The organism is Treponema denticola (assembly GCF_024181645.1).
Taxonomy (GTDB): domain Bacteria; phylum Spirochaetota; class Spirochaetia; order Treponematales; family Treponemataceae; genus Treponema_B; species Treponema_B denticola_A.
The window spans coordinates 1,348,432-1,369,649 of the sequence record NZ_CP058624.1 but is presented as its reverse complement, the minus strand read 5'-3'; the positions used below and the strand labels follow the sequence as shown (position 1 = coordinate 1,369,649).

Sequence of the window (21,218 nt, the reverse complement as noted above, 5' to 3'; positions counted from 1 at the left end):
AGCTTTGCAGGATTGACAAGGCTTTACTTATAATTTATAATTGAAACATTGTAAAAATGTAAAGGGGTTTTTGTGGAAAAAAACAGTAAAAAAAAACTGGAGATATGTTTTGCCGTTCACGCAGATTATAACGTAATTGATGAGTTTTCAAAAGAAGATTATACTCAAGACTACAAAGATTTTTTTTCAAACTTATATGCTTCTCCTTCTATTCCCTTTACTCTTGTTTTTAGCGGTAGATTTTTAGAATGGATACAACGTAAAAACACCTCTTTTTTCGATGTTATTTATGAGATGCAAAATAGAAAACAGGTAGAAATTCTTGGAAATGCCTTTTATGAACCATTTATTTCGATGATTCCCTCATCTGACCTCATAGGGCAGATAGAGTATATGACGGATACTTTGCGCAAACATTCTTATAAGAGGCCCCGCGGAATGTATCTCCCATATTTTGCATGGAATCCCAATGTTCTTTCCAATTTACAAAAATGCGGAATGGAGTATTGCCTTCTTGACTCCCGTTTTTTTATTAAGGCCGGCTTAAATGCATTTGCTCCGGTTTGTATGGAAGACAGCGGAAAAATATTATTCGGTATTCCTTCTACTTATGAATTTGAAAATACAGATTTACATCCGGCAGCCTTTTATGATTTTTTATGCAATTATGCAAGTGTGGTTACCGAAACAAGCGTTGTCGTCTTCTTATCCAGAGAAACGGCAGTCCGATTTTTAGATAAATCAAAGGGCAAAAGATCGTGGATGGAGGAATTCCTTGAACGTATTTCATCTCCCGACTCCGTTATTTCGCTCACTCATACCGGACAAATAATTAAAAATAAAAGGATATATCAAAAAGGCTTTATAGCCTCAAACGCAATATTTTCAAATCAGCTTGTAAACAGTTCTGTAAAGCAGCTTTTAGCCAATAAACCCAATGTCTATGCCATGTATGCAAAGATGATCTATGTTCATAGTCTTGTAAATCAGGTCCGAGGCGATAAGGCCCGCAAAAATAATTCCTCATTGGATTTGTGGAAGGCTGAAAGCGGAATACTTTTTAATTTGGATTGTAAAAATAAAAAATATAACAGAGATTTAAGACAGTACTGCTACAGAAATCTGCTTTTAGCCGAAAAGCAGACCAGAATCCCCGGTGTTTTTGCAGATTCTTTAACCAGTTTGGATTTTGATTTGGATGGTATTAAGGAGTTTATATCTCAGCGGGAACATCTTAATATGTATATTCACGCTCTGGGCGGAAAGATTTTTGAGATGGATGTATTTTCCGCCTATAAAAACTATGCAGATATCTGTTCCGAAGAGACAGGCTTATTTGTAGACCATCTTATATCTTCGGATGAGCTTGAAACAATTAGAAAGGGGGATTTTAAGTCTGCTGTTGCCAAGCCGGTTTTTTGTGAAAATCTTTATCAGGATGTAAAATTCGACAGGGTTAAATTTGAGCTTTTAATGAAAACCGAAGGAAGCTTCCGCAGTTTTAATCAATTAGTATCTTTGCGCAAACAATACAGCTTCAATGATCAGGGCGTTCAAGTTCAATATATTTTAAAAAATGAAAGTCCCTTTAATCTTTCTGCTTATTTTATGGTGGAAATAGACCTATCCGTAAGCCCTATTGAAAAAAAACTTGCAAGCGTTTCAGTTTATGCAGATGATCAAAAATATGAAGCTTCTCAAGAAAAAAATACCTTTTCAAATGTGTCTTGGGCTCAAATAACGGAACCTGAAGGAAAGTCAATCTTTACCATAGAATCTAATGAGGCTGCAGAGTGTATTATTCTTCCCATATACGAAAAAATCCCTGAGGCAAAAAATCCTATTATGGGAATAAGAAATCTGTTTTTTTGGAAGGTAGATTTAAATTCGGGTTTTGAAACGGAAAAGCTTCTTTTCTTTAAAGTAGATGCAAAAAAATCGGGAAAAGAAAAATAAAGCCCTCTATCCCTCTTGACCGCAAGGCTTTACTTACGTAAACTGTAAGTATGGGACACGTTTTGTCTTATATGCTTTATATATTAGCATTGGCAATAGAAATACTCAGAGTTCTCTTGTTTACTTATATCGAAAAGGCTCAGCCTTGGCCCTTAAGTATTGTTGACTGGTTTGCATTTGTTTTTTTATGTATGCCGGCCGTGTTTTTCTTTTTATTACTTCATGATGAAAAAGATTTTCACCAGCTTTTAAGGATTATTGCCGTCATTAAACTTTTGTCCATTATTGCGGCTTGGTTTTTTTTGATAAAAACCGCACGTTTTGTAAGCCTTACGGAGTGGACTGCCGATGCATTTATTTTACAGACACGGGTAGCAAGGTTGTTTTTGTATATTGATACCTTGATATTAATTTTATGCTTAAAAAGGGAGAGGTCTTTATGCAAATAATTCCTATTGCCAGCGGAAAAGGCGGTGTAGGCAAAAGTCTTATAGCTGCAAATCTTGCAATTGCATTGGGACAGGCAGGTAAAAGGGTAGTCTTGGCCGACCTTGATTTGGGAGCTTCAAACCTGCACTTGGTTTTAGGCGTTCAAGGACGCAAAAACGGCATAGGTACTTTTTTAACAAAGGCCGCCGAATTTAAAGACATAATAATCGACACGGATTATGAAAATGTAAGATTTGTCCCAGGGGATTCCGAAATTCCCGGCTTTGCAGCTTTAAAAATATATCAGCGTAACTCTTTGGTAAAAGAACTTTTAAAGATGGATGCCGATTTTTTGATTTTGGATTTAGGTGCCGGAACTCATTTAGGTATCTTAGACTTTTTTTTACTGTCCCCGCAAGGAATAATAATTACATCCCCTTCGGTAACTTCTACTCTTGATGCCTATGTGTTTTTAAAGAATATTGTGTTTAGGATGATGTGCTCTTCATTTCCTGCAAAGTCTAAGGGCGGATCTTTTTTTGAAAAACTAAAAAATGATGTTCCCGGAATGCAGCGTCTTTATATCCCGACAATAACGCAAGAGTTGATGACTCTTGACCCTGACAATACCAAAAAGTTTTTAAGCAAATTTTCACATTTTAAACCCCGCATTATAATGAACATGATGGATGATCCAAAGGATGCGGAGAAGGCTATGAAGATACGCCGTTCTGCAAAGCAGTACCTAAATATTGATCTTGAACATCTGGGTGTAATATACACGGATGCCGTTCAGGATAAGGCTCTTGCCTCAAGGCTTCCGGTAATCAGGTATAAACCCCAGTCTATGATTTCTCAGGCTATATACCGCATAGCCGATAAACTTATTCAATCTGAAGCCGAAAATTATAGTGGAGAAGATTTTCAAGAATTTTCCGATTATTCTTTTATGTCGGCTGAAGCTGAAGCTGAAACGGACTTTAAGTCTAAGATGGAATATTTGGATGATTTGATAGGAGGAGAGGTCTTGTCTTCGGGCGAAATGAGCGAAATTATAAAATCCCAGCAATTTGAGATAAATGTGCTTAGGAATGAAAATTTACTGTTAAAAACAAAAATAGCAAAGGCTCTTAAGCAGGGCTTTAAAGTATAGGAAAAAAGTTTATGGAAAAGTTGTGGACATTAAAGAAAAATAACAGTGGAAAGTGTTTTTTAACCTTTACAGCCTTACTTGAGCCTGAAAATTGCCCCTCAGCCGATGAGATTCTTCTTGAGGCAAAAAGAAAGGGAATAAAAAGTTCATCTCTGGTAAGTAAAAAAACTATTGAGGACTATTTAAAAAAACATACCGGCTCCGGTATAGAACCCGTTTCATTGCCGCTTGAGCTTGATCCCAACTTTGATGCAAGAATTACAACAAATAACGACAAAACAGCGGCCTATCTCTATGTAAGAAAGGCTGCCGATTCCGCTAACGAAGTGGACATGTCTACTATAAACAGACTTCTCCAAAGAAGTAATATTGCAAATATCGATACTGAGAAGATAAAAGAGGGTTTAAACGATTTTATAAATTCTTCCGATATGGAATTCTCGATGCTGATTGCTGAAGGTTCTCCTCCAAAAAGAGGGCCCGATAAAAAACTTATCACTCATTTTGAACAAATACCTGACCATGAGGTACAGCGTTTGGCAGACCGTTTAAAGAGGCCCGATTTACGCACTGCAGATGTAGAAAATCCTACAACAGATCAAGATTATCCTCTTTCTGAAGCTGAAACCCTTACAATTGTAGAAAAGGGAGACCTTATCTATGAGGTTGAAGATGCCGGATTGGGAGAGGCCGGTGTTGATGTATACGGTCAATCTATTCCCGGGCTTCCGGGCAATGATCCTTTTTTCTTGGATTTACGAAATATAGTACAAAACCATTCCGAACTGCGTGCGGGAGAAACCGGTCTTCTTTTAATTGCAAATACCGAACGGGGGTTAAAGATCCGTATAGTTCCATATAGGGATGCAAAGGTAAGAGCCGTAGTAAGCCGTGATAAGATGGAGGTTTCTCTTATTTTGCAGTCAGGGCTGGGTGCCGGAGAAAGGCTTTCGGTAATAGGCGTAAAAACTGCATTAAATGAAGTCAATCTTCTCAACTCAATTTCGGACACAAAAATAAACGAAATTATAGAATCTGCAAGAAAGGTAAACGACGAATGCGAGTTTGTAATATTAAGCGGAACTCCTCCTGTCGCTCCCGAATCCTATAAACTTGAATGGTCGGTTAAATTTAATGAAGAACTTAGTACTGCAACTGTCGAGAAAGATGCCCTAATTTTAACTGCCCGTCTTTTACCTAAGGGAGAAAAGGGTAAAAATGTTTTTGGTGAGCCGATTGACCCTAAAAATGCCGAACCAACGGATTTGCCTGCTAATGATGAAACGATAAAAGTTACCGAAGAAAAGCATGTTATTAAATTTTTTGCTGCAGAATCCGGAGAGCTTTCTTTTTTTAATAATGCTCTTGTAATCTCTTCACTTAAAACCATCCAAAATGATATAGATACCAAATTCGGCGATATAAGTTTTCCGGGAAACCTGATTATTACCGGAGATATTAAAGATGACGTAAAGGTAAAATCAAAGGGTAAATTGACAATTACCGGTACTGTAGAAAAGGCCCTGATTTATTCTGAAGACTCTCTTATCTTAAACGGGGGTATTAACGGAAAGGGCAGGGGGACTGTTTGGGCTAAAGATAAAACCAATCTCCAATATGCGGAAAATGCAAGAGTATTTTCGGGCGGCGATATAGACATATCCTCGTATTGCTTTAAGTGTCTGGTAAAAACAAATGGTACCGTGCATTTGACAGGCAACCCCGGTGTATTGCTAGGCGGAAGCATCCATGCTGCGAAGGGTGTTTCGGTACATGACTTGGGTGCCGAAAAAACCATAAGAACAATTATCTCGTTCGGACAGGATTACTTGATAAAAGATGAAATTGAAGTCCGTGAAAAAGAAATAGAGGATAATAATGCCGAACTTGCAAAGATCGAAAAAGAATTACAGGCAAATCCTCCTGATGTCGATGCTTTAAGACAGAAAAAAGTTAAGCTTTTAAAAAGAAACAGTGCTCTTACGGTCCGCATATTTAATCTAAAAGAAAATTTTGAATTTCACATTCCTTCAAAAATAAAGGTGAAGGGTTCGGTTTATCCGGGCGTTGTTCTTGAAAGCCACGGCCGCTATTTTGAAGTTATGGAAACTCATCATAACGTATTTTTTGAGTTCGATGAAAAAAACGGACAAATTATATGTTCACCTATTAAAGAAGTAGAAGTTGAATTAGAATAATTAAGAGGTTTAAAATGCTTTTAGCTATACAATATCCTTCATGGCTTCATCCCGAAATTATTCCGGGGCTGCCATTTTTACGTTGGTACGGTCTTATGTATCTTGTTGCCTTTGGAATAGCCTATTTTTTGTTTTCTTATCAGGTAAACAAGGGCGAATTTGAACGATATTCAGGCTGTCAAAAGGCTATGACGCAAGATGATATTGCAGACCTTTTTATCTGGGGAATTTTAGGGCTTATTTTGGGTGCGCGAATTTTCGGAACCCTCGTCTATAATCCTGAAACCTACTTAAAAGCGCCTTGGCTTATTTTTTGGCCCTTTGCAAGGGACGGAGCCGGAAATCTAACCTTTACAGGTTTTCAAGGTATGTCCTATCACGGAGGCTTTATAGGAGGTTTTTTAGGGGTCATCCTCTGGACAAAAAAATCTAAATTTAAATTTGCAGCAGTTGCAGACCTTATGGCTGTTTCAATTCCTCTAGGCTATACCTTCGGCCGTCTCGGTAACTTTGCAAACGGAGAGCTTTACGGCCGCATAACGGCGAGCAAGATAGGAATGATTTTTCCTCAAACTCCTATTTCGGATCGATTTTATCTGGCCGAAAGCTGGGTCAGGGATTTTGCAGAACAAGCAGGTATGGTTGTACAGGAAGGAGCTTTAATGATAAATCTGCCCCGCCATCCGAGCCAGCTCTATGAGGCCTTTTTTGAAGGAATTATGCTTTGGCTTATTTTATGGCTCCTCCGCAAAAAAAAGCCCTTTGACGGCTTTTTGGTTTGTATTTATACATTGGGTTACGGCTTTTTTAGGTTTTTTATCGAATATTTCCGCCAGCCGGATGCAAACAAGGGCTATCCAATATCCTTTGGAACAGGGGCCTCCAATATTTATGTTTATGAATCGTGGACAAATATATCTACGGGACAAATTTTATGTGCTTTAATGATTCTCGGCTCTCTTGCGGCGATGTTAATTCTTTATTTAAAAGACAAAAATTTGCAAGATAAAAAAGGGAAAATCGATGGATAAAAAAAAAGACTTTAATTTTTGTATTGAAGAACTCGGCTTTTACCGCATTGCGGTTTCATCTCCTAAAATTTCTCTTGCAGACATAGAAGAAAATGTAAATCTTCATCTTCAAGAGATTAAAAAAGCTGAAAAAGACGGTGCAAACCTTATCCTTTTTCCTCAAGCTTCGATTACCGGAGCTTCCTTAGGTTCCGTTTTTAAACAGTCTCTTTTAATCCAAAAAGCCCTTGATGCCGTAAAGATATTAGCCGAAAAAACTAAGCAATTTTCTATCGTGTCTGTTGTAGGCCTTCCTTTTTTATATAGGCACAATCTTTATACCTCCTCGGCAGTAATAAGCAGCGGAAAACTTATGGCCATTGTACCCCATCTTCCTTCCAAGTTTTTATGTTCTATTTTTTCAGATTTTGAAGAAGAACCATGCCTGATTCCATTCTGCGGAGAAAATATTCCCTTTGGGAAGGGTTTTAAATTTATTGTAAACCATAAGAATTCCTCCGGCCCTAACACAGTTTTTTCATTTTCTTTTGATTCGTCTTCTTGTGCGGATCTTATTTTAACTCCTCTTGCAGAGCCTTCAAAACCTCTCGGAGCTTCTGCTATGCGGCAAGGGTATAAGGCTCTTTCGGCCGAGAAAAAATCGGCCATAGCTTTTGCAAACTGCGGAATGGGGGAGTCGGTTTCGGATTATATTTTTGCAGGTGAATGCGGTATATTTGAAAACGGAAAAGAACTTAAGTTTAAATCATTTTTAAAAGAGGTGCTTTTAGAAAAGCTGTCTGTTTCTTCAAAAGCAGAGTTTTACATATCTTCCGACATTGATACGGAATTTTTAAAAGGACAAAAATTAAGCTCAAAACTTTCGAAAACTTCTGATTCCGATTGGGAGATTTTAATCGAAAAAGAACGCTCCAATACCAAGAAGGCCTTAAACTATCATGTACAAAAAAATCCTTTTTTACCTGATTGCGATGAACTTCATAAAAAGTTTATCTATAAGAATTTCTTTTCGGAGCTTATTTTTTTCCAAAGCTCTGCCCTTGCAAGGCGTCTTCAGTTTATAGGCTGTTCAAAATGCCTTGTAGGTATTTCCGGAGGCTTGGATTCTTCTTTGGCCCTCCTTGCAAGTGCCTATGCCCTTAAACTTTTAAATATTGATTTTAAAAATCTCTATGCCGTTACCATGCCCGGTTTCGGCACAACCGAAAAAACAAAAAACAATGCTTCGGCTCTTGCAAAAACTTTAGGCTGTACACTTTTGGAAATCCCCATTGAAAAGGCTATGGTGCAGCACTTTTCAGACATAGGGCAAGATATTGATAATCATGATATTGCTTATGAAAATGCCCAAGCCCGTGAAAGGACTCAGATTTTGATGGATAAGGCAAACCAAATCGACGGTATAATGGTGGGATCGGGAGACCTCTCTGAGTCGGCCTTGGGATGGATGACCTACGGAGGGGATCAAATGTCGATGTACGAGGTCAACTCTTCAATTCCAAAGACCCTTCTAAAGGACTGTATACTTGCCTTTGCCGATAATAAAATTTTTTTTGAAGATGAAAAGAAAAATTCCGCATTTTTTGAGCTTCTATCAAATATAATAAATACGCCTGTAAGTCCGGAACTTCTTCCGCCTGAAAACGGAGAAATTTCTCAAAAAACCGAGGATATACTAGGTCCCTATGAACTTCACGATTTTTTTATTTATCATGTAATAGGAAACGGTTTTTCGCCTAAAAAGGTTTATTTTCTTGCCCTTGAGGCTTTTAAGGATTCCTCTTATTCCAAGGCCGAGATTTTAAAATGGCTGAATCTTTTTTATAAAAGATTTTTCTCCCAGCAGTTTAAAAGATCATGCAGCCCCGAAGGGGCTTCGGTTACGGGATTTTCCCTTTCTCCTCGAGGTGAATGGCTTATGCCTTCCGAAATATCTGCAAAAATATGGCTGACAGAGCTTGAATTTTTACCTAAAATAATGTAACATAACCTGCATGTTGACAGCGTTTTTGAACTGGATAGGTAACTATATAACTTATTTCCCACTTGTGGTTTTTATCGGCCTACTCCTCGGAGGCTTTAATATACCTATTTCAGAAGATATTCTTGTTGCAATGTCGGCTATTTTTTCTCAAGGCGAAAAGGCTTCCATTCCTCATTTTTTGGCAGCTCTTTATGTGGGCGCATTTGTAAGCGACTGTATGGTATATGGTTGGGGGAGGCTGATTTCTAAGGGATCAATATCTATTGGGCTTTTTTCAAAAATTATAACAAAGGAAAATACTTACCGTCTTTTAAAGGCCCTTCAAAAGCACGGCATTTTTACATTTATAATTTGCCGCTTTATCCCCTTCGGAGTCCGCAATGCAGTATCGATGACGAGCGGCTTTGTAAAATATCCGTTTTATAAGTTTTTTATCTATGATTTAGTAGCTGCAATATGTAATATTACCGTCTTGTACAGCCTGGTTTACTTTTTCGGCAGGAAAGGCGGCGATTTTATGAAGATATTCGGAATTGTAATGTTTGTCCTTTTCTTGGCTGCCGGTGCCTATCTTGTAACTTCCGGAAAGCTTTTTAAATTTGCCGATAAAAAACTCGACCAAGAGAAAAAATAAGGCTTATTTCGATTTATATACTCGTTTCCAATTTGGAAGCTGCCTCTGCCCAGCTTTCCGAAAGTTCTTCAGCTCTTGCCCTTAGTTCCTCTATTTTTTTCTGAACGGATCTGCTTTTTTCGCCGTTGGAGTAGACTTCGGGCTCGGCGAGGAGGGCTTCATTTTCAGCTATTTCCGCTTCGCATTTTTCTATTTCGTTTAAAAGCCTTTCTTCTTCTTTTTCTAATTTTCTTCTTTCCGAGCGGAGCCGTTTTTGTTCCTCGTAAGATAGGTTGGCAGAGACCTTTGAAGCATCGGTCTTATCGGTTTTTCTTATAGCCCCGTTTTTATCTTCGGCCTCCTCTTGTTCGATCCGATAAAGATAATAATCATAGCTTCCCGGAAAATTCCTTATCTTTGAGGGTTTTAAGCCTTCTTCGTCAGCCTTGAGTTCCAATACCCTTGTAGCAAGTTCCTGTATAAAGCCCTTATCGTGAGATACAAAAACTACAGTTCCGTCAAAGCGTTTTAGGGCATCCAAGAGCACATCCTTTGAATGTAAATCCAAATGGTTTGTGGGCTCATCCAAGATTAAAAGGTTCAAGGGCTTTAAAAGAAGAAGGAGGAGGGCAAGCCTCGATTTTTCACCTCCCGATAGGACCGAAAGGCTTTTATAAATATCGTCTCCTCGGAATAAAAAGGCTGCAAGCATATCATAAAGCTTAGGAACAAGTTCGGTAGGAGCCGAGCGTTCAAGGAGTTCTATTATGCTTTCGCTCCCTGTAATAGTCTCAGATTCATCTTGAGAAAAATAGCCCATTTTAACTCCGACCCCTTCTTTTAAGCTCCCTGTAAAGTTTTTATCCTCCCCTGCAAGGATACGCAGGAGGGTTGATTTTCCTGCTCCGTTTTTTCCTGCCAAAACAAGGCGTTCGCCCTTTTCGACTGTTAAATCCAAATTTTCGAGTACCCTGTGAAGGCCGCCGGTTTGGCCGTAGGTCGGGCTTCCAGCCGGGCTATAAGCCCTGCTATACGCCTTGCTTATTCCTTCTGCCTGTAGGACTATTTTACCCGAATGAGGGGCCGGAGGAAAGCTGAAGCGGATTTTTTTTAGATGTTCGGGAAGCTCTATTCTTTCCATTTTTTCGAGCCGCCTTATTCTGTCCTGCACCAAGGCTGCACGGCTTTCCGTATATCTGAATTTACGGATAAAGTCTTCGGTTTTGGCTATTTCTTCCTGCTGCTGCTCATAAGCCTTTATAAGGCCTTCAACTTCGATAGTTCTTATCCTTTCGTAGTCGCTGTAGGTTCCCTTATATTTTTTTAAGGTTCCCTTAAAAAGCTCGTAAGTTTCGGTTACCGTTTGATCCAAAAAGTAGCGGTCATGGCTTACAAGCAAAAACCCTCCCTTAAATTTTTTAAGCCAAAGCTCAAGCCAAGATCGGGCTTCGATATCGAGGTAGTTTGTGGGTTCGTCAAGAACAATTATGTCGGCATTTTGTAAAAGAACCTTTGCAAGAGCTATACGCATTTGCCAGCCGCCTGAAAATTCTTCCGTGTTTTTATTAAAATCCGCTGAAGAAAAGCCCAAGCCCCGTAAGGTTTCGTCAATAAGGCCTTTTTTTGAATTCCAGCCGGAATTTTCAAGCCTTGTCTGCAAGGCATGATAATCGTTTGCTAAGGCGATAAGTTTTTGCTCATCTTTTTCGGTTTTCATTTTTTCGCCGACCTCGTCCATGGCTTTGATAATATCGTAGCCGTAGGCAAAGGCTGTTTCGGCCTCTTCCGCCAAGGTTTTGCCCTTGTGGACGATTCCCGATTGGGGAAGGTAGGCTATTGACGTATCTTTTTCTGAGGCTATATCGCCTGAATCTGCCTTTATTTGGCCTGCAACAATCTTCATTAAGGTAGACTTGCCGCAGCCGTTTGCTCCGGTAAGGGCGGCCTTTGTTCCGGCTGTTAATATGAGGGTTATATCCTTTAAAATATCTCTGTCCCCAAAGGCAAGAGAAATCTTTGAAAGCTGTATAAAGGGCATGGCTCTATTTTGCTGCAAAGAATAAGATTACCGGATCTAAACTACGGCGTGTTACAAGATTATCCTGTATGCTTGAAGCTTCTACTGCTTCAAGGCGGAGTCCTTTGGACGAAATACTGTACATAAATACAACCGGCTCAGATGTTTTTTCAAATTTAAAACTTAAAACACCTTCATAGTCCCCTGAAAGTTTTTTGTCTAAGAAATGTTTTAAACTAACCTTGCCCGAAGAACCTGCTCCCGAAGGTATAATTGAAGGGGTTATAAGGCTATATCCGCTCCAAATAAATTGCCCGTCAGGCAGTATTTTCAAAGAGCCGAAATTTTCCGATGTAAATTCGGATGAAGTTTTGGCTATTTTATCTATTACAGCTTCTCTTCTTTTTATTTCGTTATTGATAATATTTTCAGGCGAGGCATTTAGGGTAATAAAGTTTTCCTGTCTGAGTTTTCCATTAGTATCGGAAAATTCGAGAGTGATGATATCTTGACCTCTTATCTGCAGAGAAAGGTTGGAACCTTCAAAAAGGTATTTGTTTCCGATTTTTGTAATCTTTGTGTATGGAAAAGAAAGCCTTGTGTTTTGAAGCTCGACTCTTGCAATACCTGACCGTAAACCGGGGAAGAAGCCCCAAGTAAGGCTCATTTTATCGAGATCAACCTGCCTGTTGTTTATCATTTTTCGGTAATTTTCGGGATACCAAAATTCGTTTAGAACCGCTTCAAGCTCTGCATCTTTTTCTTGGGCTAAATTCGTGTTTTCGGAGGATTCGCTTTCTCTTTCATCATAGATGGTTAGATTATATGAAAAGCACCAGCCCCTTACTCCGTCCTCGGTTATAACCTCATACCATTGGCCGTCCATCGGTTTTCCGCCCTTTAAAACAGGAACGCCTTCTCCGAACCAAAGAATTTTTACAAGTTGTCCTAATTTTAAGCGGTAAACCTGATTTGAGGTATTGTCAGGGTTTGAGCGCATAGGAAGACCATCCAACTTTACCCTTGCATAAGCGTGTTTATGCTCGCTTAATCTTGCCTGAAACCTAACCGCATCTTTTTTTGATTCAAAAAAGGTAATCTGCCAAAGAGGAATCTCGACTCTGACTGCCGTTTTTTCGTTGAGGCCTACGATGTAAACCTTTTCAATATTAGATTTTACATAAACCGGAATTATATCTCCTGCAGTAAGGTTATATTCTGGAATTGACCAGTTTACTACACCGTACCCCAGCTTTTTTGAACATGAGCTAAAAAAAAGAGCTAATGGCACAGCAAACACTACGATAAAAATAAACAGTTTCCATTTTTGAAAAAAATTATTCATGGCAAATACCTCAAAATATTTCTTAAAATATTTTTTTATAGAACGTAATTGACTCCGGCCCTCCACATATCGAGACAGAGTTTTGTGCGTGCTTTTTCTTCTTCCGAATCCCTTTCTCTTATAACTACATTATTTTCGGGATGGGGCATGAGGCCAAGCACATTTCCCTTAGTATTGCATATGCCGGCTATATCTGCAAGCGATCCGTTAGGATTAAAGGGGTATTCTCCGTTTGCAGGGATCCCCTTATCGGCTTCCCTTCCTCCGTAAACCAGAGCAATCTGTCCTTTTTCTAACAAGTTATCAAGTGTTTTTTGAGAGTCGGTCAAAAAACGTCCTTCACCGTGGGCTATCGGACAGTGTATATTGCCCTTTAGATCCTTTGTCCAGATACAGTTTGATTTTTTAGGAATCATAGTTGTAAAGCGGCACTCAAATCTGCCTTGTTTATTATAGGTTAGGGTAGCCTGTCTGTTTTTATAGCCGTCCTTATCTAAAATTACCTTTCCGTCTTTTTCTTTTCCGGGGAGGATGCCTGATTTTACCAAAACCTGAAAACCGTTACAAATGCCTATGACCGGCTTTCCTGACGATACGAATTCGCTTACCTCGTCAAAAAAGTAATTGCTTAAATCGAGTGCAAAAAGTTTGCCTGCTCCCAGAGCATCTGCATAAGAAAAACCGCCCGGAATTACAAGAATTGAATAATCCTTCCAATTTTTTTCTTTTGCTTTAAGTTTGTTTATATGTACAATTTCAGGTGCGGCTCCTGCAAGTTCTAAGGCTCTTGCCGCATCTCCGTCTCTATTGGTACCTGTTGCGTGTAATACTAGGGCTCTGGGTTTCATTATTATTCTTCCTCACTGTGTTCGCATAAGAACAAATTCTTGATTTGATAGAAATTTGAAGAGTCCAATGGAGATTTTACCATGTCTTCTGCCGTTAATTCAATATCGAATGAAAAATTAGTCGGATCAAAGCCTTCTTTTTCTGCCCTGAGGACAAAAATAAATTTTTCCGTATCTCCAGCCTTTTTCGCAGGAAGCGCTTTTGGACAAAAGGTATAAGCTCCGGGTGTCTTTTCCGATATTGTATAAGGATTGTCCCAAAGAATGCTCATCTGGGGTACTATTTCTCCGTTCATTTTAAGGCTTATTGTAACATCTTCCATCGGTCTAAAATTGCTTCCATTTAAGATATTGCCTGTTATAGCCGGAAAGTTAAAAACGGGACTATTTTCTGCTTCGATTATAGGGTCATTGTCATGAGGCCTTTTTGTAGAAAGAACCTTGTGCATACCCTCAATTACCAAACTTGTAATATCGGCCATAATCTGTACTTTTTCCGTTTTTTCGAATTTTAAAAAGTGAGCGAGGCCTCTACCCGATTTTATATAGCGGGGTTTAACCCGGTTGAGTACATAGCACATGGTGTCAACTCTGCATTGCATACAACTGCATGTAAGCCAGCTTTCTTTTTTTTCTTCGGCTTCATCAAATAGTTTGTTGACTTCGGTATATACCAAGTCTTCCATAACGTTATGAATGATCATAAATACTCTCCTTAGGTTAATCGGCATATCGGTGCCAACCTATTTTACCCTATATTTAAAAAATCGGCAAGGTTGTTTGCTTAAGATTTATGACTTTTTTATAAATTTTATCCGAAACGGCTATCCTTATTTTTCTTAAAGAAGGTACAAGAGTTTTTATAAATTCTTTTGAGAAAACGGTGGAGCTTTCGCTGAATATCTTTTTTTCATCTTCTATAAAAAGATCGGATTCAAAAGAAATACGTTCAGGGATATCTATAATAATGTCTTCACTGCCTATTTTGCTTCCTGTTTTATTTGAAAAATATTCAGCCAAGCCCTCTTCAGCTTTTAGGCGTTTATGCAGATCCTCCAAGTTGTGGTGCTTGGGATTATCGCTTTGAAAGGCTTCCTCGGCTATTATGCGATATATTTTACCAAGTCTTAAGTCTTCTGCTAATTTTTTTTCGGGGTAATTGCTTTTTTCTAAAAGCCTGAAAATGCCCTTATCATCTTGGTGGTATAGGTCTTGAGGTGAGAATTCGGCTCTTTCCAGCCCTGTAAATATGGCTTTTTTCATCATAGCCGTTGCTATACGCACATCTTTGTGCCAGTAAACCGACTTATACATAAGATATTTTGAAAATAAAATGCTTTCAACGCTTAAGATTGCCTTAGATTCTATCTTTATTCCGTTTTTTTTATCCGGAAGAAGCTGCGAAAGGATAAAATCCGTATCCTGAATCCCGTAAGGAACCCCGCAATAAAAAGCATCTCTGTTTAGGTAGTCTAATTTATCGGGGTCTAAGACTCCTGAAAGAAGTTTTTGAAAAAAAACGGTTTCCGGATCCTCCATACCTTTGCCTGTTATTATAGCGGCCGTCTGTTCAGGGGCAGCACCTGTTTTGGCTGCTGCAGAACGCAAAGGCTCTTTTAAGATAAGCTCTCCCGTAAGTTCTTCATGCTCTTTTAGCTTTAATTCTTTAAGGGAGTGAGTAAAAGGAAAGTGCCCAAGGTCATGGAGTAAGGCTGCCGCTAAAAAGGACATAGCACCTTCTTTTGAAACCCAAGAGTCTGCCCCCTTTTTTAACAAAATATTGAGCATTTTTAGGGCTATGTTGTAAACTCCTATGCTGTGTCCTGCTCTCGTATGACTTGCACCGGGATAAACAAGTTCTGCAGGGCCCAGCTGCTTTATATTATATAGGCGCATAAAGGGCTCTTCTTTGGTTATTTCGTATAATTCATCGCTCATCCATATGTGCTTCCATATGGGATCGCGGAGAGGTTTGGAAAAATTGGTTAATTCTGTCATAAGGTAATTGATATTCTAACATAAATTTGGTATAATGTCGATAACAGGGATTTTATATTTGAATACCCCTGTAGAAACGGATTGAATTTGCCGATACTCACTATGTGTACTTATTTTTTGCAGAAAATGTTGTTTTTTTGTTTGACAAATAATGTTTTTTACAATATAATACAACACAGAGTTTGAAACGAAACAAAAGGAGTTATAAATGAAACATGGCGGTTTAGTTTTTGCGGGCATTGCTTTAATGTTGTTGTTCGCATTTGCACCTTTAACGGCGCAGCAAGGTTCGATTAATTATCAAACTTATATGGTCGATACATTTGATGATCCTGAGGGTCAGGATTGGGCATATCACGCAGTCGGCAGTAAATTTGTTACTGATGGATATCCTGTTTTAAAGTATATTGACGGAATGCCTCATTCGCTTAGAGTAATGCAGGAAGATCCCGAAAAGGCTAAATTTCTTGGAATGCAAGTGAAATTTAACCGTAAAGGTGATAATTGGGTCGATATTATTCCGACAAAAAAAGGAGAAAAAGGCTTAGAAGCCTATGAAATTCCTTTTAAAGGACGTATTCAACGATTGGATATGTGGGTTTGGGGGGCAGGATACTACTATAACATAGAAATCCTCGTACGAGACTGTGAAGGAAGAATACATACATTGCCTTTAGGTTATGTTAACTTTAAGGGTTGGCAAAATATGCATGTTACGGTACCGACTAATATTCCTCAAGCCTCCAGATATCTTGGAAATAAAAATAAATTGACTTTTGTCGCTTTTAGAATTAGGACTGCACCTTTTGAAAGAGTAGATGACTTTAAGATTTATTTTGATCAATTTAAAGCTTTAACCGATGCATTTGTTGACTCGTTTGACGGCTATGAATTGGGTGAAGTCGATTTTGAAAAAAAGGCTGAATAAAACGGAGGTTAAGGTATGAAAAAGAGTATAGCTGTAATTTTGTTTTTAGTAGGTTTGGTTGCATTTTCTTTTGCCCAGCAAAATAGTAATGATTTTTCTACAATAGATGCTGCCGATCCGAATAAAGTCGGAATTGATACTGCAGAGCAGAGAATTAAAGAAGTTTCTATTGACAAATTTGAAACTGAAGGTACTTGGTATGCAAAAATGTCTGCCGATGAGGGTGTAATACGTGCCAGACTTTTTAATGGTAATCCTCTGAATAAGAAACCTATTCCTGCAGAAGAAGGTCTTGAGCTTGCAGATGATAAGGTTCTCGGAGTAAAAGTTTCTTTTTATCGACGCGGATATAACTCGTTTGAGGTTCACGCAACGAAAGCCCTGCCTGTAGAAGGAATCGCAAAAACTGCAAGTGTTTGGGTTGTAGGCCGAAGTTATCCCCATACGATGAAATTGATAGTAGAAGACTTTTGGGGTAAGAGATTTGAACTCTATGTTGGAAAATTAAATCATTCCGGTTGGAAACTTATGACCGTTGCTATTCCCCCGCAGAACTCTGCCGGAAAGACAGGTATTATACAAAAGGATTATCACTACGGCACAAGTATGGGCCTTAAGATTGTAGGTTTCAGAATTGAATGTGATCCTGAAGAAGCCTATGGTCATTATTACATCTACTTTGATGATCTTCGCGTTGTAAGCGACTTGTATGAAGTTGATATGCGAGATAAGGACGATATGTCTGATAACTGGTAAAATAGCTTTTATGATAAGCTTATTTTATCTATAAAAATTTAATTATCCTAAAAAGGTTAAAAACTCCCATGGATGTTTTTAACCTTTTTTATTTTTACTCAAGATTGTAAGCCGCTAAACGAGTTTTAATCTAAATCTTCTTGTAAAGTTTAAACCTTCCTCTTTTGCCTTCAGACCTTGTCAGTCCTGCCTTGCTTAAAAACCAGCCTGTATAAGAGGCATAGCTTTTTGCTCCAATATTTTTTATGTCTTGATTTGTAAATTCTTCAGGAAGAAGATCTAAGGTCTTTTTGCATATATCTTTCATATTCTTATAGTCTTCGGTGCTGTGGATTTCGATTAGCTTTTTATTTATGATTCCGGGGCGGTAAGTCTTTCTTTTTTTAGGTCCTGTATCGGCTTTTATAACCTCGCAGTTTATATATACAAGTTTAAAACTTAAGTTTTTATTATCTATAAGATGATAAAGGCTGGAAAGCTCCCTAAAAATTTGAAAAAAGGAGCCGTGTTTAGGGCTTTTTCTCCTATGTCTTGTTGAACCGTCTTGATTTATGACATGTATGTACGCATCGACAGCTATAGGGTAAATTATTAAAACCTTGTGAGAGGGTAAAAATTTTTCTAGCTTTATTCTTAGGGCACTTAGATTTGAGGTTTGTATTTCGATTACTTTTCCTGTATCGCAAAGAATATCGCAGATGCTTCCTAAAAGCGGCTGTTCTGTTTTTCCGTTTTTTGGGCAAAAGTGTTCTTTTAGACTTTTGTGTAAATCGCTTTCGTTATAGGTATTTATCATTTATTACATATAGTTTTCGGTTTTTAAACATAGTCTAGAAGTTCTTCGGCATCAAACTGTTCAACAACATAAATAATTTGGACTATTCCGCGGTTTTCGATAGTACGTTTACTTTGTACCTGATATACTATCATCTTATTCGTAGGAAGTCTTTGAGGCAGTTCATTTCCATTGATGTCTAAAAAGGCTCCTATGGATACAGGGCCTCCTATTTCTTGCTTTTCTCCGTCAGGGTAAACGATATAATATTCATACAGGGTCATAGGAGGAGTTTACACTCTTTTTAAGTCCTTGTCAATTTACTTAAAAATTTTACTTTTTCTTCCGTTATCTTATTTACATTTTTTTTTGAAAGGGGTAGTATTTACGGATATGAATAAATTGGCTGAATTCCTTCCCGCTTTTATGCACTTTTCACGGATTGAAAATACAAATCTTATTTTACTTTTAGGCATAATATTGCTTTTAGGTGCCTTTGGAGGAACCGTTTTTAAAAAACTAAAGATTCCTCAGGTTGTAGGTTATATTGTAATCGGCATAATAATAGGGCAGTCCGGTTTTCAGATTTTATCGGCTCAAATAATTACAGCGTTAGATCCCTTATCGAGTATAGCTTTAGCTCTTATCGGTTTTTTAATCGGAGGGGAGTTAAAAACAAAGGTAATTAAAAAGTACGGAACCCAGTTTGTAGGTATCTTGATTTTTGAGTCCATAGTTCCGTTTATAACGGTTTCTATCGTAGTTTCCCTTGTTGCATACTTTGTTACAAAGGACTTTGCTTCTTCTATTTCTTTGGGCTTGATTTTAGGCTCAATCTCTTCTGCAACGGCTCCTGCGGCAACTACCGATGTTCTACGCGAAAACAGAACCAGAGGCCCATTAACAACGACGGTTCTAGGTATTGTTGCTATGGATGATGCCGTTGCCCTTGTGTTATATGCCCTTGCTTCTTCAATAGCTGCTTCTCTTTTGGGTGCCCAAACGGCGAGCTTCGGAAAACAGATTCTTTTACTTCTTTATAATATTTTCGGCTCTATCTGTTTGGGAAGTATAATAGGCTTTTTGTTAAGTTTGATTATAAGAAATATGATGACTGATTCAGGCAGAATTTTAGGCTTTTCATTGGGCTGCCTTCTTCTTTCTACAGGTATTGCTTATCTTCTTGATCTGGATACCATCTTAGCGGCAATGGCCTTAGGCTTTTTTATGGTTAATTTTGCTCCTGCAAAAACCCGTTCCACTTTTACTTTAGTAGAAAATTTTACCCCTCCCATCTATGTGCTTTTTTTCGTTTTGGTCGGGGCAAAATTGAACATTTGGAATGTAACGCCCTTTGTAGGCCTTTTGGCTCTTTTATATGTTATTTTACGCACATGCGGAAAGACAATAGGTGCTATTTTAGGTTCCATTCTTACAAAGGCGCCTGAAACCGTAAAGAAATACTTGCCGTTTTGCCTGTTAAGTCAGGCCGGTGTAGCTATCGGCCTTTCAATTTCGGCTGGTCATGATTTTTCCGATACAATCGGGCCTACAGTCCTGCTTATAGTTACGGCAACGACCTTTATAGTTCAGTTGGCAGGGCCTATATGTGTAAAATACGGGGTAAAAAAATCCGGGGAGTGCGGGCTTGATGTTACCGAAGAAGATTTAATGGAAACTTTATCGGTTGGAGATGTTATGTTAAACGGAAAAACAATTTGTTCTCCAGATTCTCCTGCCGTTATTTCTGAAAATGTTCCCCTAAGTGCTATAATAGATTCCTTTAGCCGCAGTCCTAACTTAAATTATGCCGTTAAAAGCAGTGACGGCAGTCTTGCCGGCATGATAAGTCTGGATCACTTAAAGGAAGCCTTAACCATGACTGCTATCTATGACTGTGTTTTTGCCATGGACATAATTCAGCCTGCTGATATTGTCTGCTCTCAAAAAACAGGTCTAAAAGATCTATATGAACTTTATACCGAAAAAGATACCTACGCTATTCCTATAACCGGAGATAATGGCGAGCCCTTAGGTATGGCTGAAAAAGATGCCGTAGATCATTTTTTACACAGAAAAATAATAGAACTGCATAAAAATACCTATGGTTTGGACTAAATGTAGGCATTTTGTTTTAAATAGCTTGTAACCTATTGAAAATCTTTGTTTTTTGTTGTATTATCACGAAGTATTGAAGTTTTTCCGGCATTGGAATCTGTTTCGGCGATCTTTTGCAGGCAGCTGGTCATTTATTTTAAGATGAGCTTTTTTTATAAAAAATATAAAAAAGCAAAGGTTTCTTATGCTCTTTTGAAAAAAAGAGCTTTTTTTATGTGCAGACCCCTTTCAAGCTGACTGTAAAGGATATTTTTTAAGTAAATAGTATAGGGCCGTTATGCGTTTAGATGAAAGGTCGAAAGATATTATAGTAAATACAATTTGTAATAATTTTTCTGAAGTTTTTAAGATAATTCTTTTCGGTTCCCGTGCTGATGACGGTAAAAAAGGCGGAGATATAGATCTATTGGTTGAAACTCCTTCCGCCGTTTCTTTGGCATTTACTGAAAAGATTAATGCATTAGCCGAAATTCAAGCCAAGCTAGGAGAGCAGAGGATTGATCTTATCACTTCATGCGGGGTAGAGGATAAAAGGCTTATCGTAAAAAACGCCTATCGGGATGGAATTATTTTATGGGAGAAGTAGAGAGATTAAAGCTTATTTCTGCAAAAGACGAGTGTGAAAAACACGAAGCGAGAATTTTAAAAGCTTTAGAAATTTTAAAACCTTCTTTTCCCCTTACCGAAAACAGTATAAATTCTTTTGATGATGATAGGGTTGCCGTTTTAGATCAATTTTTATACAGGTTTGCAAAATTACAGGATTGTATCGGACTGAGATTAATTCCTGCTCTCTACGAGGCCTTAGAAAACGATGATAGAGCCCTAGCATTTATTGATATACTTAATAGACTTGAAAAATTAGGCTTATTGTCTTCCGTAAATGATTGGCAGTTTTTTAGGGCCCTTAGGAATAATCTTGCCCACGAGTATCCTGAACGAGAAGAAGATGTTGTTGAAGCTATAAACCTCCTTTTTTTTTCTTGGGAACGTTTTTATACCTTGTATCAGCCTCTTATAAAAGCAGCCGGCGATTTTATTGGAAGTTGAATTTGTAAGGAAGATATAA

Annotated in this window: 19 protein-coding genes; 12 read left to right on the top strand and 7 right to left on the bottom strand. The window is 38.3% G+C overall.

Annotated features, from left to right (window positions below; genetic code table 11):
• Window positions 1-72: 72 nt before the first annotated feature.
• Genes HO345_RS06495 through HO345_RS06465 form a run of 7 tightly spaced genes read left to right on the top strand, consistent with a single transcriptional unit; the run spans window position 73 to window position 9,385 of the window.
• Complete coding sequence (locus HO345_RS06495; protein WP_253684555.1) at window positions 73-1,956, top strand: alpha-amylase/4-alpha-glucanotransferase domain-containing protein; 1,884 nt, start codon at window positions 73-75, stop codon at window positions 1,954-1,956.
• A 50-nt stretch (window positions 1,957-2,006) separates the two neighbouring features.
• A complete protein-coding gene (locus HO345_RS06490; protein WP_366796639.1) occupies window positions 2,007-2,405 on the top strand; it encodes a hypothetical protein in 399 nt (132 codons plus the stop codon).
• Window positions 2,396-3,538 (top strand): nucleotide-binding protein, encoded by a 1,143-nt coding sequence (locus HO345_RS06485; RefSeq protein ID WP_253684553.1) that lies wholly within the window; start codon window positions 2,396-2,398, stop codon window positions 3,536-3,538. The genes HO345_RS06490 and HO345_RS06485 overlap by 10 nt, the downstream gene beginning before the upstream one ends.
• 11 nt (window positions 3,539-3,549) lie before the next feature.
• Window positions 3,550-5,736, top strand: a complete 2,187-nt coding sequence (locus tag HO345_RS06480; protein ID WP_253684552.1) for a FapA family protein — start codon at window positions 3,550-3,552, stop codon at window positions 5,734-5,736.
• A gap of 14 nt (window positions 5,737-5,750) precedes the next feature.
• On the top strand, window positions 5,751-6,767 hold the full coding sequence (gene lgt / locus HO345_RS06475) for a prolipoprotein diacylglyceryl transferase (protein ID WP_253684551.1): 1,017 nt from the start codon (window positions 5,751-5,753) through the stop codon (window positions 6,765-6,767).
• A complete protein-coding gene (locus tag HO345_RS06470; RefSeq protein ID WP_253684550.1) occupies window positions 6,760-8,751 on the top strand; it encodes an NAD(+) synthase in 1,992 nt (663 codons plus the stop codon). Before lgt ends, HO345_RS06470 begins: the two co-directional genes overlap by 8 nt.
• Before the next feature lie 10 nt (window positions 8,752-8,761).
• Window positions 8,762-9,385: a DedA family protein gene (locus tag HO345_RS06465; RefSeq protein WP_366796637.1), complete on the top strand. Its 624-nt coding sequence runs from the start codon at window positions 8,762-8,764 to the stop codon at window positions 9,383-9,385.
• A 13-nt stretch (window positions 9,386-9,398) separates the two neighbouring features.
• Here the strand turns inward: HO345_RS06465 and HO345_RS06460 are convergent, their stop codons facing one another.
• From HO345_RS06460 to HO345_RS06440, 5 genes are read right to left on the bottom strand one after another with little or no spacing between them, the layout of a single operon-like run.
• Window positions 9,399-11,402 carry an ABC-F family ATP-binding cassette domain-containing protein gene (locus HO345_RS06460; protein ID WP_253684591.1) on the bottom strand — a complete coding sequence of 668 codons (2,004 nt, stop codon included), beginning with the start codon at window positions 11,400-11,402 and terminating at the stop codon, window positions 9,399-9,401.
• Between the two features lie 4 nt (window positions 11,403-11,406).
• Window positions 11,407-12,726 (bottom strand): SH3 domain-containing protein, encoded by a 1,320-nt coding sequence (locus HO345_RS06455; RefSeq protein ID WP_253684548.1) that lies wholly within the window; start codon window positions 12,724-12,726, stop codon window positions 11,407-11,409.
• Between the two features lie 35 nt (window positions 12,727-12,761).
• On the bottom strand, window positions 12,762-13,577 hold the full coding sequence (gene purQ / locus HO345_RS06450) for a phosphoribosylformylglycinamidine synthase I (RefSeq protein WP_366796663.1): 816 nt from the start codon (window positions 13,575-13,577) through the stop codon (window positions 12,762-12,764).
• Window positions 13,577-14,278, bottom strand: a complete 702-nt coding sequence (locus HO345_RS06445; protein ID WP_253684546.1) for a late competence development ComFB family protein — start codon at window positions 14,276-14,278, stop codon at window positions 13,577-13,579. Before HO345_RS06445 ends, purQ begins: the two co-directional genes overlap by 1 nt.
• A 55-nt stretch (window positions 14,279-14,333) precedes the next feature.
• Window positions 14,334-15,572: an HD domain-containing protein gene (locus HO345_RS06440; RefSeq protein ID WP_366796635.1), complete on the bottom strand. Its 1,239-nt coding sequence runs from the start codon at window positions 15,570-15,572 to the stop codon at window positions 14,334-14,336.
• Window positions 15,573-15,780: 208 nt separating this feature from the next.
• Here HO345_RS06440 and HO345_RS06435 point away from each other — a divergent pair, with 208 nt between their 5' ends.
• Together HO345_RS06435 and HO345_RS06430 are read left to right on the top strand one after the other, a co-directional pair.
• On the top strand, window positions 15,781-16,500 hold the full coding sequence (locus HO345_RS06435) for a flagellar filament outer layer protein FlaA (RefSeq protein WP_010697190.1): 720 nt from the start codon (window positions 15,781-15,783) through the stop codon (window positions 16,498-16,500).
• 15 nt (window positions 16,501-16,515) lie between these two features.
• Window positions 16,516-17,256: a flagellar filament outer layer protein FlaA gene (locus HO345_RS06430; protein WP_253684544.1), complete on the top strand. Its 741-nt coding sequence runs from the start codon at window positions 16,516-16,518 to the stop codon at window positions 17,254-17,256.
• Between the two features lie 130 nt (window positions 17,257-17,386).
• Here HO345_RS06430 and HO345_RS06425 read toward each other — a convergent pair whose 3' ends face one another.
• Both HO345_RS06425 and HO345_RS06420 read right to left on the bottom strand, forming a co-directional pair.
• Entirely contained in the window at window positions 17,387-18,052 is a 666-nt protein-coding gene (locus tag HO345_RS06425) for a DUF8091 domain-containing protein (protein ID WP_253684543.1), read from the bottom strand.
• A gap of 23 nt (window positions 18,053-18,075) precedes the next feature.
• Entirely contained in the window at window positions 18,076-18,315 is a 240-nt protein-coding gene (locus HO345_RS06420) for a hypothetical protein (protein WP_253684542.1), read from the bottom strand.
• 109 nt (window positions 18,316-18,424) lie between these two features.
• On the opposite strand from HO345_RS06420, the gene HO345_RS06415 reads away from it, so the two are divergent.
• The 3 genes from HO345_RS06415 to HO345_RS06405 all read left to right on the top strand — a co-directional run bounded on the left by HO345_RS06415 (window position 18,425) and on the right by HO345_RS06405 (window position 21,199).
• The gene (locus HO345_RS06415; protein WP_253684541.1) at window positions 18,425-20,149 is read left to right on the top strand and encodes a cation:proton antiporter domain-containing protein; all 1,725 of its coding nucleotides are present in this window, start codon (window positions 18,425-18,427) and stop codon (window positions 20,147-20,149) included.
• A 277-nt stretch (window positions 20,150-20,426) separates the two neighbouring features.
• Window positions 20,427-20,735, top strand: coding sequence for a nucleotidyltransferase domain-containing protein (locus tag HO345_RS06410; RefSeq protein WP_010697195.1), 309 nt, complete (start codon window positions 20,427-20,429; stop codon window positions 20,733-20,735).
• On the top strand, window positions 20,723-21,199 hold the full coding sequence (locus HO345_RS06405; protein WP_253684540.1) for a hypothetical protein: 477 nt from the start codon (window positions 20,723-20,725) through the stop codon (window positions 21,197-21,199). Before HO345_RS06410 ends, HO345_RS06405 begins: the two co-directional genes overlap by 13 nt.
• The last annotated feature ends 19 nt before the right edge of the window (window positions 21,200-21,218 follow it).